This is a genomic window from Paenibacillus qinlingensis, from assembly GCF_031455095.1.
GTDB lineage: Bacteria > Bacillota > Bacilli > Paenibacillales > NBRC-103111 > Paenibacillus_E > Paenibacillus_E qinlingensis_A.
In genome coordinates, this window is the sequence record NZ_JAVDSB010000011.1 from 60150 (window position 1) to 78916 (window position 18767).

General features: G+C 46.9%; 17 protein-coding genes. All 17 read right to left on the reverse strand.

Annotation, left to right across the window (positions count from 1 at the left end; translation table 11 throughout):
* Nucleotides 1–57 precede the first annotated feature (57 nt).
* On the reverse strand, nt 58–1473 hold the full coding sequence (gene argH / locus J2736_RS23475) for an argininosuccinate lyase (RefSeq protein WP_310501029.1): 1416 nt from the start codon (nt 1471–1473) through the stop codon (nt 58–60).
* Between the two features lie 104 nt (nt 1474–1577).
* Nucleotides 1578–2816, reverse strand: a complete 1239-nt coding sequence (locus J2736_RS23480; RefSeq protein ID WP_057312757.1) for an argininosuccinate synthase — start codon at nt 2814–2816, stop codon at nt 1578–1580.
* A gap of 45 nt (nt 2817–2861) precedes the next feature.
* Nucleotides 2862–3821, reverse strand: coding sequence for an ornithine carbamoyltransferase (gene argF / locus J2736_RS23485; RefSeq protein ID WP_028556851.1), 960 nt, complete (start codon nt 3819–3821; stop codon nt 2862–2864).
* A gap of 30 nt (nt 3822–3851) precedes the next feature.
* On the reverse strand, nt 3852–5048 hold the full coding sequence (locus J2736_RS23490; protein ID WP_310501030.1) for an acetylornithine transaminase: 1197 nt from the start codon (nt 5046–5048) through the stop codon (nt 3852–3854).
* Nucleotides 5049–5071: 23 nt separating this feature from the next.
* Nucleotides 5072–5842 (reverse strand): acetylglutamate kinase, encoded by a 771-nt coding sequence (gene argB, locus J2736_RS23495; protein WP_310501158.1) that lies wholly within the window; start codon nt 5840–5842, stop codon nt 5072–5074.
* A gap of 33 nt (nt 5843–5875) precedes the next feature.
* The gene (gene argJ / locus J2736_RS23500) at nt 5876–7102 is read right to left on the reverse strand and encodes a bifunctional glutamate N-acetyltransferase/amino-acid acetyltransferase ArgJ (protein ID WP_310501031.1); all 1227 of its coding nucleotides are present in this window, start codon (nt 7100–7102) and stop codon (nt 5876–5878) included.
* Nucleotides 7103–7133: 31 nt separating this feature from the next.
* On the reverse strand, nt 7134–8183 hold the full coding sequence (gene argC, locus J2736_RS23505) for an N-acetyl-gamma-glutamyl-phosphate reductase (RefSeq protein WP_310501032.1): 1050 nt from the start codon (nt 8181–8183) through the stop codon (nt 7134–7136).
* Nucleotides 8184–8644: 461 nt separating this feature from the next.
* Nucleotides 8645–9514, reverse strand: a complete 870-nt coding sequence (locus tag J2736_RS23510; RefSeq protein WP_310501033.1) for a YitT family protein — start codon at nt 9512–9514, stop codon at nt 8645–8647.
* 129 nt (nt 9515–9643) lie between these two features.
* Nucleotides 9644–10757, reverse strand: a protein-coding gene (prfB, locus tag J2736_RS23515) for a peptide chain release factor 2 (protein WP_310501034.1) whose coding sequence is annotated in 2 segments (ribosomal slippage) — nt 9644–10684 and nt 10686–10757 — 1113 coding nt in all. Because the reading frame shifts where the segments join, the coding sequence is not laid out codon by codon here.
* 57 nt (nt 10758–10814) lie between these two features.
* Complete coding sequence (gene secA, locus J2736_RS23520; RefSeq protein WP_310501035.1) at nt 10815–13334, reverse strand: preprotein translocase subunit SecA; 2520 nt, start codon at nt 13332–13334, stop codon at nt 10815–10817.
* 288 nt (nt 13335–13622) lie between these two features.
* Nucleotides 13623–14171, reverse strand: coding sequence for a ribosome hibernation-promoting factor, HPF/YfiA family (gene hpf, locus J2736_RS23525; RefSeq protein WP_310501036.1), 549 nt, complete (start codon nt 14169–14171; stop codon nt 13623–13625).
* Between the two features lie 170 nt (nt 14172–14341).
* Nucleotides 14342–14539, reverse strand: a complete 198-nt coding sequence (locus tag J2736_RS23530; RefSeq protein ID WP_028556842.1) for a cold shock domain-containing protein — start codon at nt 14537–14539, stop codon at nt 14342–14344.
* A 349-nt stretch (nt 14540–14888) separates the two neighbouring features.
* Nucleotides 14889–15257 (reverse strand): hypothetical protein, encoded by a 369-nt coding sequence (locus J2736_RS23535; protein ID WP_310501037.1) that lies wholly within the window; start codon nt 15255–15257, stop codon nt 14889–14891.
* A gap of 14 nt (nt 15258–15271) precedes the next feature.
* Nucleotides 15272–15649 carry a flagellar export chaperone FliS gene (gene fliS, locus J2736_RS23540; protein ID WP_397341479.1) on the reverse strand — a complete coding sequence of 126 codons (378 nt, stop codon included), beginning with the start codon at nt 15647–15649 and terminating at the stop codon, nt 15272–15274.
* An 18-nt stretch (nt 15650–15667) separates the two neighbouring features.
* The gene (gene fliD / locus J2736_RS23545) at nt 15668–17164 is read right to left on the reverse strand and encodes a flagellar filament capping protein FliD (protein ID WP_310501039.1); all 1497 of its coding nucleotides are present in this window, start codon (nt 17162–17164) and stop codon (nt 15668–15670) included.
* An 11-nt stretch (nt 17165–17175) separates the two neighbouring features.
* The gene (locus J2736_RS23550; protein WP_310501040.1) at nt 17176–17562 is read right to left on the reverse strand and encodes a flagellar protein FlaG; all 387 of its coding nucleotides are present in this window, start codon (nt 17560–17562) and stop codon (nt 17176–17178) included.
* Between the two features lie 144 nt (nt 17563–17706).
* Nucleotides 17707–18765: a pseudaminic acid synthase gene (gene pseI, locus J2736_RS23555; protein WP_310501041.1), complete on the reverse strand. Its 1059-nt coding sequence runs from the start codon at nt 18763–18765 to the stop codon at nt 17707–17709.
* Between the last annotated feature and the right edge of the window lie 2 nt (nt 18766–18767).

The following is an 18767-nucleotide window of genomic DNA, read 5'->3' on the forward strand; positions in this document are numbered from 1 at the left end:
GCTCTTCTCGCGCATCCATCATGCGATGTCGGGAAGAGCTTTTTTCTGTGGAAAAGACTATTTGCTTTTCTCTAAAAAGTCATGCAACCACGCTTGCGACGCTGCCAGCACTTGCTCCGCGCGGCCAATCGCCTCGCTCACTTGATTGCTCGCTGTTCCGCCAAACACGTTACGCGCATTGACTACTTGTTCTGGTTGAAGTACGGCATAAATATCGGACTCGAATAGCTCGGAGAACGTTTTGAACTCCTCGATGCTCATATCGAGCAAGTATTTTTTGTTCTGGATGCAATACAGGACAGTTTTACCGATGACTTCATGCGCTTGGCGGAAAGGAAGACCTTTATTCACCAGGTAATCCGCGATGTCCGTCGCGTTGGAGAAGTCTTGGTTCACGGCTTGGCGCATGCGTTCCGTATTCACTTTCATCGTGGACACCATCGGTGCAAATAATTGCAGCGCCCCTTGCAAGGTACGAACCGTATCAAACATGCCTTCTTTGTCTTCTTGCATGTCCTTGTTGTACGCCAGCGGCAGCGACTTCAGTACGGTCATCAGACCGAACAAGTTGCCATAGACGCGGCCTGTCTTACCACGGACGAGCTCTGCTACGTCCGGGTTCTTCTTCTGCGGCATGATCGAGCTGCCGGTGCAGAATGCATCATCAAGTTCGATGAACGCGAACTCGGTCGAAGACCAGAGCACCATTTCCTCGCTGAAGCGAGAAAGGTGCATCATGATCATGGACGCGTTAGAGAGGAACTCCAGGATGAAATCGCGGTCGCTGACCGCATCCAAGGAGTTCTCGTACACGCGTCCGAACCCGAGCTGCTCCGCCACGAAATGGCGGTCGATCGGGAAGGTCGTGCCCGCGAGCGCGCCAGCGCCGAGCGGCAGCATGTCTACGCGCTTGTAGCTGTCTTGCAAGCGCTCAAGGTCACGCTGGAACATGCTGACGTAAGCCATCAGATGGTGCGCGAACAAGATCGGCTGCGCACGCTGCAGATGCGTGTAACCAGGGATAATCGTATCGAGATTAGCCTTTGCTTTCTCAAGCAGGGCTTCTTGCAGCTTGATGAGCAAGCCCACGAACTCCACCACGCGCTTGCGCAGGTAGAGATGCATGTCCGTTGCCACTTGATCGTTGCGGCTGCGGCCCGTGTGCAGCTTGCCGCCGACAGGACCGATCAGGTCGATCAAGGTCTTCTCGATATTCATGTGAATATCTTCATTTTGAATCGTGTATTCTAACTCGCCGCGGCGAATCATGCCCTGCACTTGCAGCAAACCGTCTTTGATTTTCTCCACGTCTTCCGCAGGGAGAATTCCGCATTTACCTAGCATCGTCACATGCGCCAAGCTGCCTTCGATATCTTCTTCAGCCAGCTCCTTGTCGAATGTAATGGAAGCTGTATATTCTTCAACCAATTGGTCCGTTTGTTTCGTAAAACGTCCACCCCAAAGCTTTGACACCGTGTATGACCCCTCTCAACTTAGCAAGATTTCTTGCAGCACACCTCCGTGCCGCTCTGAATAGCCCAAAGGCTTTCCTCGAGGGAAAGCCAATGTTGAACCTCTTATTTCTTTGCGTTTTGTTCCACGCCGGAACCGACTTTCAAGCGCAGTGCATTCAAGCGAATGAAGCCTGTTGCATCACCTTGATCGTAAGCTTTCGTAGGATCCGCTTCCATCGTAGCGATATCCGGGTTATATAGGGAAACTGGGCTTTTCACGCCAGCGCCGATTACGTTACCTTTGTATAACTTCAAGCGAACTGTACCCGATACGTTCTTTTGGCTCTCAGACACAAGTGCTTGAATCGCCAAACGCTCAGGTGCGAACCAGAAGCCGTTGTATACAAGAGATGCATATTTCGAGATTAAGGAATCACGAAGGTGCATAACGTCGCGGTCCATCGTGAGGGATTCCATTTTGCGGTGAGCGGTGAACAGAATCGTACCACCTGGTGTTTCGTACACGCCGCGGCTCTTCATGCCAACGAAACGGTTCTCAACCATGTCCACACGGCCAATTCCGTGCTTGCCACCAAGTTCGTTCAACGTTTCCATCACTTCAAGCGGGGAAAGTTGCGTTCCGTTGATCGCTACGCAATCACCAGCAGCAAACTCAAGCTCGATGTACTCCGCTTGATCTGGTGCATCCTCTGGATCTACGCTCAATACGAACATATCTTTGTTGGATGTTGCTGATGGATCGAACCACGGGTCCTCCAACATGCCGCTCTCAAAGGAGATGTGCAGCAAGTTGCGGTCTGTGGAGTAAGGCTTCGCAGCAGATGCCGTAACTGGAATGTTATGCTTCTCAGCATAAGCGATCATTTCTGCGCGGCCTGGGAACTGCTCGCGGAACTCTTCCAAACGCCAAGGCGCGATCACGGAAATCTCAGGCGCAAGCGCTGCTGCCGTTAGTTCAAAACGCACTTGGTCATTCCCTTTACCCGTAGCGCCGTGAGCAATTGCTGTTGCGCCTTCTGCGCGAGCGATCTCAACCATACGCTTCGCGATCAAAGGACGCGCGATGCTCGTGCCGAGCAAGTATTGCCCTTCATACAAAGCAGCCGCTTGGAACATCGGGTTGATGAAATCTTTCGCGAACTCAGCGCGAAGATCGTCGATGTAGATTTTGGATGCACCAGTTGCGAGTGCTTTTTCTTCCAAACCGTCTAGCTCATCTTTTTGCCCAATATCCGCTGTGAATGCAATGATTTCTGCGTCGTACGTTTCTTTTAACCATTTGAGGATAACTGATGTATCCAACCCGCCTGAATAGGCGAGTACGATTTTTTCCTTAGCCATGTCTACGCTTCGCTCCGTTTCTACTCTCACTAATTAGGATGAAATTTATATCATTGTCGCGGCCATAATGGCCTTTTGCGCATGAAGACGATTTTCTGCTTGATCAAAAATAATGGAATGCGCGCCATCAATGACGCCTTCACTCACTTCTTCCCCGCGGTGGGCAGGCAAGCAGTGCATGAACAAGTAATCCTGCTTCGCATATTTCACCAAAGCTTCGTTCACTTGATAGTTTTTGAACGCGATTTCCCGCTCTTTTTGCTCCGCTTCTTGGCCCATGCTCGCCCATACATCGGTGTAGATGATGTCAGCATTTTCAATCGCTTCGCGTGGATCGTTCGTCACCAACAGGCTGCCGCCGGTTTGCGCCGCATTTTCCTTAGATTGACGAATCACTTCTTTATCGGACTCATAGCCCTCTGGAGAAGCAACCGCGAAATCCATTCCGAGCTTACTAGCCCCCATCATCAGGGAGTGCACCATGTTGTTGCCATCGCCGATATAGGCGACTTTGATGCCTTTCAACCGGCCTTTTTTCTCCAAAACCGTCTGATAATCAGCCATCACTTGGCAAGGATGTGCATGATCGGTTAATCCGTTGATAACAGGGACCGTCGCTCCGCGTGCCAAATCGATCACTTTGCGGTGCTCGTAGGTACGAATCATGATCCCGTCCAAATAACGGGACAGGGTTTGAGCAGTATCCCATACCGTCTCTCCGCGACCCAGTTGCAGGTCATTTTTGCTCAAGAAAAGCGCTTGACCTCCAAGTTGGTACATGCCTACTTCAAAGGAAACACGCGTACGCGTGGAGGATTTCTCAAAAATCATACCCAGCGTTTTACCCGCCAGTACAGCATGAGGCTCTCTTGCCTTCTGCTTACGCTTCAACTCAATCGCATAGTGGATCAAATACTCGATTTCTTCCGGTGTATAATCAACCAAAGCTAGAAAGTCCTTGCCCTTTAATTGGGCAGCCATTTCTTCTTGGACCGTGCTATTCATATCATCCAACCTCTCTACAATGAACTTCGGTTAGACGCTGCTGATGGTGGATGCCTTCTGGGAGAGGACACCGCACACGACATCTAACGCTTGATCTAGATCTGCTTGCGGTATTGTTAAGGCCGGTACCAAACGAATTACGTTAGGTCCTGCTGGAATGACCAACACGCCTTGCTTGTGAATTTCGCTGATGATTTCTGCACTTGGCTGTGTGCATTCAATGCCAATGAGAAGGCCGATGCCACGGATGCTTTTCACTAGCGGATTGCCTGCCAGCTTGCTCTCCAACTTCTTCACCGTGTATTCACCTAACTGAGCTGCACGCTCCGACAATTGGTTATCCAGAATCGTACTTAACGTAGCGTGAGCCGCTGCCGTTGCAATCGGTGTACCACCGAACGTGGATCCGTGACTGCCTGCGCTGAACGCTTCTGCCAAGTAACCTTTCGCTAGCATCGCCCCGATTGGGAAGCCACCGCCAAGACCTTTAGCTAATGAGAAAATATCAGGCTCTACGCCATAATGCTCATAGGCAAAAAGCTTACCAGTACGTCCTACGCCCGTCTGGATTTCATCCGCGATCAAGAGCAGATTGTGCTCTTTGCATAGCGCAGCCAATTGTTTCACGAACTCTGGATTAGCTGGCAATACGCCGCCTTCCCCTTGCACGAATTCCAACATCACGGCACATGTTTTTTCATTCACAAGGCTACGCACGGACTCGATATCGTTATAATCGGCATAGACAAAACCTTCTGGAAGCGGCAAAAAGCCTTCCTTTACTTTGTCCTGACCTGTCGCCGTTAATGTAGCAATTGTACGCCCATGGAAGGACATGTTGAACGTGATAATCTCGTAGCGGCCGTTGTTCAGTACCTTTTGCGAGTAGCGACGTGCGATTTTGATCGCAGCCTCGTTCGCTTCTGCTCCCGTGGAACAGAAAAACACAGCATCCGCACAGCTGTTGTCGGTCAATAAACCAGCCAACTTTTCCTGATTCGGAATATGAAACAGGTTACCCACGTGCCAAAGTTGATCCAATTGCTCAATCAACTTCTCTTTTACCACTTGTGGGGCATGCCCGAGAGCCGCAACCGCGATCCCGCTCATCATATCGATGTATTCCTTGCCCGTGTCATCCCACAGACGACTGCCTTCACCTTTCACTAGTGTAATTGGATATCTGGCGTACGTTGGAAATAGCGAGCTTTTCCCTTGTTCTGTCATGTCCATTCCCTCCTAAAATCAAATTAACGTACAATGCGCGTGCCGATGCCTTCGCCTTTCAGCACTTTACTTAACACGTTCGGTTCGGAACCGTTCACGATAACCACTTCTTGTACTTGCCCTTGTATACAAGCAATCGCTGCACGAACCTTAGGGATCATGCCGCCATAGATGTCGCCACTTGTGATCATTTCTTCAATCTGCGCTACGGTGACGACAGGAAGCACTTGCTTCTCGCCATCCACGACTTTCATAATGCCAGGAACATCAGTCACTACGACCAGTTGTTCCACGCCAAGATTGGATGCCACAGCGCCAGCCGCCGTATCAGCATTGATGTTGTAGCGTTGGCCGCCATCTGCGCCTAAGCCAACCGGGGCGATAACAGGAATGTAGCCCATACCTACGATGCCTTGAATCAGCTCCGCATTCACTTTCGTTACATCGCCAACTAGGCCAACTTCATGGCTGTTTGCAACAGGCTTTGCTTCGATCAAATGTCCATCCACACCGGACAATCCAAGTGCTTTCGCACCAGTCAGTTGAATACGGCGTACGATTTCTTTGTTGATTTGGCCGGATAGCACCATCTCTACTACGTCAAGCACCGCTTCGCTCGTAACACGCAAGCCGTTCACAAAGCCAGATTCAATGCCGAGCTTCCCAAGTGTGTCGGAGATAGCCGGACCGCCGCCATGCACGATGACGGTAACGATTCCCTCAGCTTGAAGCCGTTGCATATCTTCAAAAAAACTAGTTGGCAGCGCCGCAAGCGTGCTGCCTCCGCATTTCATGACAAAGCAATTGTTCTTCACTGCTTTTCCCCCTTACGTCCGATACGCCGCATTAATGCGGACATAATCATAGGTCAAATCGCAGCCCCAACCCGTTGCTTTGCCTTCGCCCATATGTAAATTCACATGAATTTGTATTGTATCTGTTTTCAAATATACCAATGCCGCTTCCTCGTCGAACTTCACGGGACGGGATTGCTCCAACACCGCGATATCGCCAAGGCGAATATCGACTGTGTTCACGTTCACTGGCTGCCCGGAGTATCCGACAGCCGCAATGATTCTGCCCCAGTTCGCGTCTGCGCCATATACAGCAGACTTCACAAGGCTCGATCCGATGATCGACTTCACGATCTTACGTGCCGCATCGTCGCTCTCCGCACCGATGACCGTCGTCTCGATCAGCTTCGTCGCGCCCTCGCCGTCGCGCGCAATCGCTTTGGCAAGGTATTCGCCAACGTATTGGAACCCTGCCGCGAAAGCTTCCCAATCCGGGTGACCCGGATGAAGGGAGTCGCCGCCGGCAAGCCCGCTTGCCATCACCACGACCATGTCGTTGGTGCTAGTGTCTCCGTCAACGGTGATCATGTTGAACGTATTATCTGTAATCCTGCTCAGCAACAGCTGCAGGTATTCGCTCTCAATCGCTACGTCGGTTGTCATGAAACCGAGCATTGTCGCCATGTTCGGGTGAATCATTCCCGAACCTTTAGCCGCTCCGGCAATGTGAACCTCTTTGCCGCCAACAATCACACGGACGCACGTCATCTTCTGCACGAGATCCGTCGTTAGGATCGACTGACAGAAGTCTTCGCCGCCGTCTAGCTTCAACTTCGCAGGCAGCTGCTCGATGCCGCTCAGCACTTTGCCCATCGGCAGCAGTTCGCCGATCACGCCTGTGCTCGTTACGCCGACGTGGTGCTCTTCCACGCCAAGTGCCTTCGCACTTGCCGCGCGCATAGCGCGAGCATCGTCTTCGCCTTGCTGGCCGGTACACGCGTTCGCGTTACCGCTGTTCACGATCATCGCCTGCAGCTTGCCGCTGTGGGCAATGCTCTCTTGCGTCACGCGCAGCGGTGCCGCTTGGAACGCGTTCAGCGTGTACACGCCTGCCGCTGACGCTGGTACATCACATAGGATCGCGCCAAGATCATAGCGCTCCGTCTTCTTTAAGCCGCAGTGCAGTCCGCCTGCACGAAAACCTTTCGGTGTTGTTACAGTGCCCTCTGGCACGATAGTGAAGCTAACTTGGTCCGACATGGTCGTCTACTCACCTATCCTCATCTTCTAGTTATGGATATACCGGTGCGAACAACAACCCTGTCGTTTCGTCCCAGCCTTGCATAAGATTTAAATTCTGAATCGCTTGACCAGCAGCGCCCTTCACGACATTATCGATGACAGACACAATCGTTACGCGCCCTGTACGCTCATCCACAGCGAAGCCGATATCACAGAAGTTCGAGCCTGTTACTTCTTTCGTTGACGGATATTTCCCTAGTGGGCGAATCCTTACGAACTTCCGGCCTTCGTAGTACTGACGGTACTTCTCGACGAATTCCTCGGCTGTATGTTCACCTGTAAGCGTTGCATACATCGTCGCCATAATTCCGCGAGTCATCGGCACGAGATGTGTCGTGAACGTCGTCACAACCGGTTTGCCTGCAATGCGACTTAGCGCTTGCTCGATTTCCGGGATGTGCTGATGTTTATTTATTTTGTAAGCCGATAAATTTTCATTCACTTCTGCATAGTGCACACCTAGACTAACACCGCGACCTGCACCAGAGACACCCGATTTAGCATCAATGATAATTGTCGATGGGTCAATCCATCCCGCTTCAACGGCAGGAATAAGACCTAGCAATGTCGCTGTTGGATAACAGCCTGGGTTGGCGATCAGATCGCAGCCCTTCACTTCGTCCCCGAACACTTCGGATAGACCATAAATCGAACGAGCCAGTGCTTCTTCAGAAGCGGCCGGTTTTTTGTACCATTTTTCATAGTCGCTAGCTGACTTCAATCTCAAATCGCCTGAAATGTCGATAACCTTCAGACCTGCCGCGATCAGTTTAGGCGAAAGTCCTGCGCTCACACCAGCTGGTGTAGCTAAGAACACAACGTCCGCTTTTCCTGCGATCAGATCAACGTCCAGGACGTCGAGGATATCCACAATCACTTCTTGCAAGTGTGGAAAATGCTCCGCCAAAGGCGCTCCTGCATTCGATGTTGAAATCACGGATGTAATATGTACAAATGGATGTGCTTGCAAAAGACGAATTAATTCCGCACCACCATACCCTGTTGCTCCAATAATAGCCGCTCTAATGCTCTGACTCATTTCTACGCCCTCCCGATGTTCCGAAAATATATGTATCATTATACATTCGTATACAACATAATACAATGAATTTTTTTGCGTGCCGCGATTGTTAAAAATCGGTCTCCAGCAAGGAATTTCAAGGCTTTGGCAGACTTTAAATCGCAATTTTTATAATGACAGAATAGTCTGACTATATAGGGTTATATGCACATTATGCATCAAAATTACGCAAGTCGTGCATAAAGATTGTCGAATCCCTTTTAACTAGCTGCCAAAAGCCTATTCCTTCGCCAATATCCATTATCACAAACTCTACGGTTAGAAGGCAAATAATGTTAGTTTGACTCAAGTTATGCACATCTGTGCACAGGCATTGTGCATAAGTGGGGTCATTGCACACAGTTTGCCAACAAGTTATCCACAAAAAAGACCATCAGGTTAATATTCTCCTGACAGTCTTCTCGCTTATCCACCATTTCTTACGCGTGTCGCTTAAAACCTTCACCCAATACTTCATTTGTTTCACTTAAAATCACAAAAGCCTGTGGATCCACGGATTGAACCAGTGTTTTCAGGCGACTGACTTCATTCTGTTTCACAACGACCATCATCACCGTTCGCGACTCTCCTGTAAATCCGCCCGATCCACTCAACTCCGTTAGACCACGGTCCAAATCATACAAAATCGCCTTCCGAATAGCATCTGTATGATCCGAAATGATAAAGGCCACTTTGGCATAGTTGAAGCCGAGTTGCACAATATCAATGGTCTTGGTGGTGACGAATAAGCCGATCATGCCGTACAGCGCATTCTCTGGCGTGAACACCAGGGCAGAGCTGATGATAACGAGACCATCGAATATCGCAACGGAGAAGCCTAAGCTTAAGCCGGAGTATTTATGCAACATTTGAGCAGCTAAACCCAGCCCACCTGTGGATCCGCGCCCTTTGAAGACGATCCCTAAGCCCAAACCTACGCCAATACCGCCGTATACAGCAGCAAGCAATGGATTATGCGTCGGCACGCCTAAATGACTGGTAACGAGTACGCAGAACGGGAAAATGACCGAACCTACAATCGCTTTAATTCCGAATTTCTTGCCGAGCAACCACAATGCTAATAACAAAATAGGAATATTCAGCGCCCACTGTGTGTACGCAGGATTTACGCTCGTGACTTCTTGTAAAATGGTGGAGATCCCCGAGACCCCGCCTGTTGCGATTTGGTTGGGGTTCAAAAAACTATTAAAACTCGCCGCCATAATCAGCGATCCGACAATAAGTAATATGTATTCAAAAGCAGTATGACTCGGACTTCCGATCTGTAAGCGCGGTTCTCTTCTGGACACGAATGGTCCTCCTTCGTTCGTTTACATGAAAAATCCTACACCCATCAGGTGTAGGATCAACGTTTATGACTCGATGCATGCATACGATCTTCAAATCAGATCTTATGAGCTGCACATTTGGTGTACGTGTTACTCCGGCTTCCGGATTTGATGACGCAGATAGGCATCGATAAAGGCATCAAGGTCACCGTCCATGACCGCTCCAATGTTCCCTGTCTCTGCTGATGTTCGATGATCCTTCACCATGCTATACGGATGGAAGACATACGAACGAATTTGGCTGCCCCACGCAATATCCGACTGCTCGCCGCGAATCTCGGCAAGGTGCTTCATTTGCTCTTCGATCTTACGCTCGTAGAGTTTGGAGCGAAGCATCTTCATCGCTTTCTCGCGGTTCTTAATCTGCGAGCGCTCTTGCTGACAGCTCACCACAACGCCAGTCGGAATGTGCGTAATCCGCACAGCCGAGTCCGTGGTGTTGATGTGCTGACCGCCCGCGCCGCTGGCGCGGTACGTATCGATCTTGAGATCCTCGGAGCGGATCTCGCCTACGTCGGTGTCGTCTTCGATCTCTGGCATGACGTCACACGATGCGAACGAGGTGTGACGACGGCCAGAGGCGTCGAACGGCGAGATCCGGACGAGACGATGCACGCCCTTCTCCGCCTTCAAGTAGCCGTAGGCGTTGAAGCCTGTGATCTGCAGCGTGACACTCTTCACGCCGGCTTCGTCGCCGGGCAAATAGTCGAGTACCTCGACTTTGTAGCCCCGCTTCTCCGCCCAGCGGCGGTACATCCGCAGCAGCATCTCTGCCCAGTCCTGCGACTCGGTGCCGCCGGCGCCTGGATGCAGCTCTAAGATCGCGTTCAGCCGATCGTACGGCTGATTGAGCAGTAAGCCAAGCTCGAAAGTTTCGAGCTTTTTGATTAGCGCCGCGATGCCGGTTTCGATGTCTTTGACAAGACCTGCATCGCTCTCTTCTTCCTCGAGTTCCACCATGACCTGAATGTCCTCGAACGTGTTCGTGAATCCTTGAAACTCATCAACGACACTCTTGATCACGTTGAGCTCAGCGATGGTCTTCTGGGCACGTTCATTATCGTCCCAGAAGTCTGGCGCGCCCATTTTTTCCTCAAAATCACCGATTGCTTCTAGTTTATGATCTAAGTCAAAGAGACCCCCGTAATTCAGTTAGTCGCTTTGCTGTTTCTCTTAAGTCTTGTTTCACTTCTGGTTCTAGCATGTCGTACACCTCGTTTATTCTGCTTGCATGTACCTAGGCAAGTTGTTGCTTCGCTTCTTACATGCCTTGCCCGTGGCACTGCTTGAACTTCTTACCACTGCCGCATGGGCATGGGTCGTTGCGTCCAATACGCTGTTCTTCATCGCGTACTAGCGGTTTTTTGCCGCCAGCTTCATTCTTCGTGTCTACAGCCTGACCTTCTGCTACCGCTTGGCGCTCCAGGTTGCTCTGTACATGTGCTTTCATGATGTACATGGCGACTTCTTCACGAATGTTATCAATCATCTCTTGGAACATCTCGAAGCCTTCGAATTGGTACTCACGCAGTGGATCTGTACCGCCGTATGCACGTAAGTGAATACCTTGACGCAATTGATCCATCGCATCGATGTGATCCATCCATTTGCTGTCTACCGCACGCAGCGCTACAACTTTTTCAAATTCACGCATGAACTCTGCGCCAATTTCCGTTTCACGCTCATCGTAACGTTTGCTTACAAGCCCTTTGATTTGCTCAATGACCTCTTCTTGCTCTTTGCCCCATAAATCTTGCTCTGTAATCTGAGCATCGTCATGCAGCAAGTTGTTATTTACAAAGTTCGCAACTTCTTGCAGTTCCCACTCTTCCGGAATCGTTTCTTCCGGACAGTGCGCTTTTACGATACGCTCGATCACGGCACTGATCATGCCCTCAATAACCTCGCGGATGTTCTCGGACTCCAGCAGCTCGCGGCGTTGTTTATATATAATCTCACGTTGTTGATTCATAACATCATCATACTGTAGGACGACTTTACGCACATCGAAGTTGTTACCCTCAACGCGTTTTTGCGCGGATTCTACCGCACGGGAGATCAATTTGCTCTCAATTGGCTGGTCCTCTTCCATTCCGAGACGGTCCATCATAGCCATAATATTTTCAGCACCAAAACGTTTCATCAATTCGTCCTCTAAGGAGAGGTAGAACTGCGAAGAACCTGGATCACCTTGACGTCCTGCACGGCCACGCAGCTGATTATCGATCCGTCTGCTCTCGTGACGTTCAGTACCTATGATATGCAAGCCGCCAGCATCGTGTACGCCTTGACCCAGCATAATGTCTGTACCACGACCTGCCATGTTGGTAGCAATCGTTACGGAACCTGGTTGACCTGCACGTGAAACGATTTCCGCTTCCTCAGCGTGGTACTTGGCATTCAATACTTTGTGTTGAACGCCTTTCTTCTTCAGCATCTCGGAAAGTCGCTCAGAGTTCTCAATAGATACAGTACCAACTAGTACCGGTTGATTTAGCTTATGGCGCTCTAGGATTTGTTCTACGACAGCTCTGAACTTACCGTTCTCTGACTTATACACCACGTCCGGAAGATCCTTACGAATCATTGGGCGGTTCGTCGGTACGATAATAACTTCAAGCCCGTAGATTTTCTTCAACTCTTCCTCTTCCGTCTTCGCCGTCCCCGTCATCCCCGCTAGCTTGCGGTACATACGGAAATAGTTCTGGAACGTAATCGTAGCGAGTGTCATGCTCTCATTCTGAACTTTCAGCTGCTCTTTGGCCTCAATGGCTTGGTGCAACCCATCACTATAGCGACGGCCTGTCATGATACGGCCGGTAAATTCATCAACAATCATAACTTCTTCTTCTTGAACGACATAGTCCACGTCACGCTTCATAATGAAACGCGCTTTGAGCGCTTGTGTCGTATGGTGGTTAATATTTACGTTCTGATGATCAAATAAGTTCTCAATACCAAATGCTCGCTCCGCTTTCGCTACGCCTTCTTCTGTCAGCGCAACGGCACGCACTTTAATATCGATGGTGTAATCTTCTTCTTCTTTTAGCGTGGATACAAAGCGATCAGCCGTAAAATACATATCTGTCGATTTCGCGGCTTGTCCCGAAATAATCAAAGGCGTTCTCGCTTCATCAACTAAGATGGAATCCACCTCATCGATAACCGCATAGTACAGCGGACGTTGAACCATTTGCTCTTTGTACAACACCATGTTGTCACGCAGGTAGTCAAATCCGTATTCATTATTCGTTCCATACGTAATATCACAAGCATAAGCTGCTTGCTTCTCTTCGTGTGACAAGTCGTGTAAGTTAACCCCAACTGTCATGCCGAGGAACTGATAAATTTGCCCCATTTCGCCGCTATCCCGCTGAGCCAAATAGTCATTGACGGTAACGACGTGTACGCCTTTACCAAGCAACGCATTTAAATAAACAGGAAGTGTTCCAACGAGTGTTTTTCCTTCCCCAGTTCTCATCTCTGCGATACGGCCTTCGTGCAGTACCATACCCCCGATAAGTTGAACGTCATAGTGACGTTTCCCTAATACACGCCAAGCTGCTTCTCTAACGACAGCAAAAGCCTCCGGCAATAAATCATCGATTTCTTCGCCTTTCTCAAGACGTTCTCTAAACTCGACTGTTTTCCCTTTTAACTCTTCATCGGTCAGCGGTTTAATGCTGGCTTCGAGCTCGTTGATGTAGTCAACGGCCTTGAGCATCCGTTTAATCTCCCGTTCATTGGAATCACCAAAAATTTTCTTCACTAGTCCTAGCATCGGTGAACCCCTTTCCATTGCGTTCGTATCCTTAAATTGTACCACTTATGACAGTCTTGTCGCAACAAACGTGCACTCTCTTCCACAGAAAACCTATAGAAATAGGACTTCAAAACCATACTTTTCGTATTTCTTAGTATGAAATGGAGACGCTACTAACATGCATGGCCGAGATGAAGACTTCTAGCTTTAAAGGAAAGAGCTTAATCCGATGACATCGAATTAAGCTCACTTGATCATTTTTGTATAGGAATGTTCATTGAATGTATTAGGCAATTTGTTTATGCATTACATCGCCGGTTCGATTAAACCGTACTTACCGTCGTCTCGTTTGTAGACTACATTAACTGTGTCTGTTTCCATATTGGAGAAAACAAAGAAGTTATGGCCCACCATATTCATTTGGAGAATCGCTTCTTCTACGTCCATCGGCTTCAGATTGAAGCGTTTGTTACGTACAAGCTCGTAATCCTCTTCTTCCTCCATGTAGGAAGCTGCCGCGACTTCTGCTTTGAACAGATCACGTTTGCCGCCATCTTGGCGAATTTTACGGTTCGTTTTAGTCTTGTGCTTACGAATTTGACGTTCTAATTTGTCCACAACCAAATCAATGGATGCGTACATGTCCGTGTTGCGTTCTTCTGCACGTAGTAGCACGCCGGTTAGCGGAATGCTTACTTCGATGGCTTGAAGACCTTTAACCACACTTAGCTTTACTTGTACATCGGATGTAAGGGGAGCTTCAAAATACCTCTCAAGTCTATTCAACTTCTTGTCGACGTAGTCTCCGAGGGCTTCAGTAACTTCAAGGTGTTCTCCGCGAATGCTAATTTCCATAGTTAAACATCTCCCTTCCTACTTACATTATACTACATTCCACTCCAACTTCATAATTCCTTTAAATTCCGAGCCAATCTTTCTAGGCAAAATATAAAAAACACCCCAGAATGGTTTCCAGGGTGATCTTGTTCGTTGGTGTATGCAATGGCACTACACATGCCAAATAATTATAGTCTGCTTACGTTTGCAGCTTGTGGTCCGCGCGCGCCTTCAACGATGTCAAACTCAACAGCTTGACCTTCGTCCAGCGTTTTGAAGCCTTCGGACTGAATCGCTGAGAAATGTACGAAAACATCTCCACCATCTTCGCGCTCGATGAAACCATAGCCTTTTTCTGCGTTAAACCATTTCACTTTACCTTGCATAACGTACACAATCCTTTCGTTTTGAAAAATATAAAATGAATACCAATAAAATGTAAACCCTTACATTTCGACTATAACACCGATTTGCTTGACCTGTCAATTTCTAACTTTATATAAATTTAATATTTCTGAAAATTCGTGTATATACAATCCGTGGATAACTGCAGAATTTGTAGAATCCTGTCGTGACGGGCTTGTTTACATGTTATTAACAAAGTTATTCACAGGTTTATGCACATTGTCCACAGGTTGTGTTATTAACTCACAATCAAAAAACACCTCCAGATTATCAATGGATTCGTCTCGAAAATCCACTTATTATCTGGAGGTGTCTTATAAAAATTTAGAGTTATTTCTTTTTATCAAAAAAAGCACCATATGGAGAGGCATTACCTAGTCCTCCATACTGGTCATTAACAGCTTTGCTTCTTTGCAGGTTAGCTATCTGTGCTGCCATCTTGTCCTTTTCCTGAGTCATCAGCGCTACAATTTTGATATTCATTTCATACGCAGGCTGCATAATTGTTTGCTTTTGAGTTTCCGTTAACGTGACGCCTTCTCTAAATAAGTTCGTAAGCTCGTCCATAATAACTTGCCGTTGAGAAACAAGTTCAACCCACAGTTCTGGATCGCTTTCTTTCTCCGATACAACTTGCTCTAGGGAAAGTGTCAGCTGAAGTAATTGGTTCAGCAGTTCATCAAGAACAACACTTTTCATAACATACTCTCCCTCTATGCATGCTGTTTAGACAAACTCATAGCTGCCTTCCAAGTGTCTCGGAACTGTACCAATAAATCCTCTACCTCGTCTAACATGGCAACATCCTTCTGGATGTTAGCCTGAATCATCCGCCAATTCATGTAATCGTACATGATCAATAATTGCTCCGAAACGGGGTATGATCTATCCACAGTTATAATTAGTTCACTGATGATATCTTGCACCTTTTTGCTAAATTCATTTGCCATTGTTTGATTTTTTTCTTGAACGGCTGATTTTGCCTGTTTAATAAACTTAATTGCACCATTATAAAGCATAAGGGTTAGTTCTTCGGGTAGTGCTGTATTCACTTGATTATTTTGATATTTCTGAGCTGCAGTATACATTATCCCATCACTCCTCTTGTTTTAGCCAGTTTGTTGAGATAACCAAGAACTTTGCGAGTTAGCCTGACTCATAGCCTTCTCCATAGCAGTGAACTTTCTCCAATAGCTGTCTTCCTTTTTTTCCAAACGTTCTTTCCATGACCTTATATTCGTATCAAGCTCCCTTAACTCCTTGCCCAATACACTCTTATCACTTAAATACGCACTGCTCCCAGCTTTATCTGTTAAATCCTTAATCGAATTATTGACTTGTGCATAAAGTCTCTGAGCGATACCACTTTCTTTAAAGTTCTTCGTACGATCCGTGTCCGCGCTATATTTCGTAAAAAGATCCATTACTTGCGTACCATTTTGACTAATGGCTTGACGAAGTTTATCTTCATCAATATAGAGCTTCCCATTCTCTTGGTACCCACCGGTCGTAATACCAATTTCGCTTAGTGTGTCAAATTTAGGGTCAATACCTGATCCTTCAACTCTATCTGTAAGTACTTTACGGAAATCGGTTAATGCCCCCGAAAGTATGGAGTCCCTTCTTAATAAACCGCTTTGTGCTTTCGCTTCCCACTTTTCAATTTGCGTTTCATTCATAGCTTCTTTTTCTTCATCTAATAGAGGCTTATAATCGTTATATTTTGACTCGGTCAATTTCGTATTAACTTTGCTAATCAGCTCATTATACTTATCAGCGAATCCTTTAATCGAGTTGAAGATGGCATCTTCATCCGTCTTCATATTGACTCTCGTTGAACCGACACTTTTAAGATTGAATTCCAAACCATCGAAGGTTAAGGAAGAACCGGTGAAAGCATAGTCAATACCGTTAATTTTTACATTGCCTGGTAGAGCATCTTTCGATGCTTGGAAAGCCGTCGCCCCTGCAAATGCGGTACTATTCTTATCAACTGTGCCCGCAGATAAACCGAGTTTATTTGAAGCCCCAAATGCTCCCCCGATAGTAACAGAAGCAGCACTGCCAGTTGCTTTTGATGTAAATGTAATGGATTTATCCCCTTGAACATAGCTAGCAGTAACTCCGGTAGTTGAAGATTGTGCATTAATCTTACTTATCACATTGCTCATTGTGTCCGTTGCTGCTACATCTATGCTTTTAGATCCTACTGTAAATGAGAATGTCTCACCAATCGGTGTAGTACTATCTAAGCTAGTAGTAAATTTCACTGAAGCAGCCTTAGCTGGCGTGGCAAGACCTGTCACATTGACGTCATAGGACGACAATGTCGGAGTACCTTTTTGCGTAACTGAAACAACGCCATCATTATCTGAGGATATCGCTTTTTTCTGAAAATTTGCCTGCAATCTCAAGCCTTCTGAAGCTTTTCTAAAATCAAGTAATAGGTTATTCATTTCCCTATACTGATCACGTTTCCACTCTTCAGATTGCTTCAATTGGAGCATCTTGTTTAAAGGCGCTTTTTCAGCTTTCATTAAATTCTTAATAATTGTATCTGTATCAAGGCCTGAAACTAAACCGCCCATACGAATTGGACCTGCCATATTATATGCACCTACCTTTTCTGATCTATTAACAATCCAACCATTTTATTCATTTCTGCAACCCTATCCAACACCTTCTTAGAAGGTATTTCACGGATAACTTCCTGCGTCTCGTCATTAATAACTTGAATATAATATTCATTCGTTTTTTCATGCTTTTGGAAGCTAACGTGCGTGTAGTTCAATTGCATTAATTTATTCAAAACATCAATTGATTTATCTAACTCTTGTTCTAAATATTCTTTCTTGAGATTATCGTCTGCTTGTTTAGAAATGTAGTCCACTTGCTCTGGTAAGTCAGATTTACTAGATGTTGCCGACCCTTGAATCTCTAGTTTAGGACGATCATAACTTTGTTGAGGAAATGTACCTATCGCAACTTTTGATATATTCTCCACAATAACCCGCTCCTTTTAGACTGATTACTATTATATCGGAAAAAATATGAGAGTATTTTAGAGGTATTTTCAAGTTAAAGAAACCCTAGCATAATTTATGCTGGGTTTCAGATAGAGAAAGAAAATCTATTGATTATGGTTTTTCTATGAAAGCAATAAATCCAAAGAAAGAGGCGTTCCCTTTTTCACATCTTGGCTAAGTTTCTTTCCGAGCACAACTTCCATATATTTCGGAGCAAGACCATTGCCTGGACGAATCGCACGGACATTTTCTTTTGTCAATACGTCCCCTGCCTGCAAATCTTGCGCAATATATAACGAGCGCCGATGTTTCAAGCTTGGTTTTTCGACATCCGATGCACCATATCGAATATTTCCGAGGGCCTGCCACGCACGTTCAGCCTCCGTAACGAGTGCTTTCATTTCATGCGGCTCCATCGAAAAAGCGGAATCGACTCCACCATCTTCGCGCGCTGTTGTGAAGTGCTTCTCAATCACTGTACCACCAAGTACAACTGATGCTACTCCCACGCCAACTCCCATTGTATGGTCCGATAGCCCAACTTGGCAATCAAAGAGATCTCTCAAGTGTGGGATTGTATTTAAGTTTGAGTTTTCTGGTGTAGCTGGATATGTACTCGTACATTTTAATAAAATCAAATCACGGCAACCAGCTTCCCTAGCTGCGCGAACCGTTTCATCGAGTTCTGCAACAGTAGCCATCCCTGTGGAAATAATAACTGGCTTCCCTGTTGCTGCAACTTTGCGGATTAACGGTAGATCTGTATTTTCGAAAGAAGCGATTTTGTACGCTGGAACATTCAGTCCTTCTAGAAAATCAACTGCTGTTTCATCAAATGGCGTGCTGAATGCCAACAACCCTAGTTCCGCGCAACGCTTGAAAATAGGCTCGTGCCACTCCCAAGGTGTATAAGCCTGTTCATATAAATTGTACAAAGAATTTCCTTGCCACAAATTATTAGGATCATCGATAAAAAAATCGCCTTCATTGATGTTCAATGTCATTGTTTCAGCTGTATACGTTTGAAGTTTTAACGCATCAACACCCGATTCCGCTGCAAGTTCTACAATCCTTAAAGCTCGCTCTAACGACTGATTATGATTGCCAGACATTTCAGCAATAATAAATGGCTTATGTGTTGGACCAATTAAACGATGGCCAATTTGAATATCTCGAATCATCA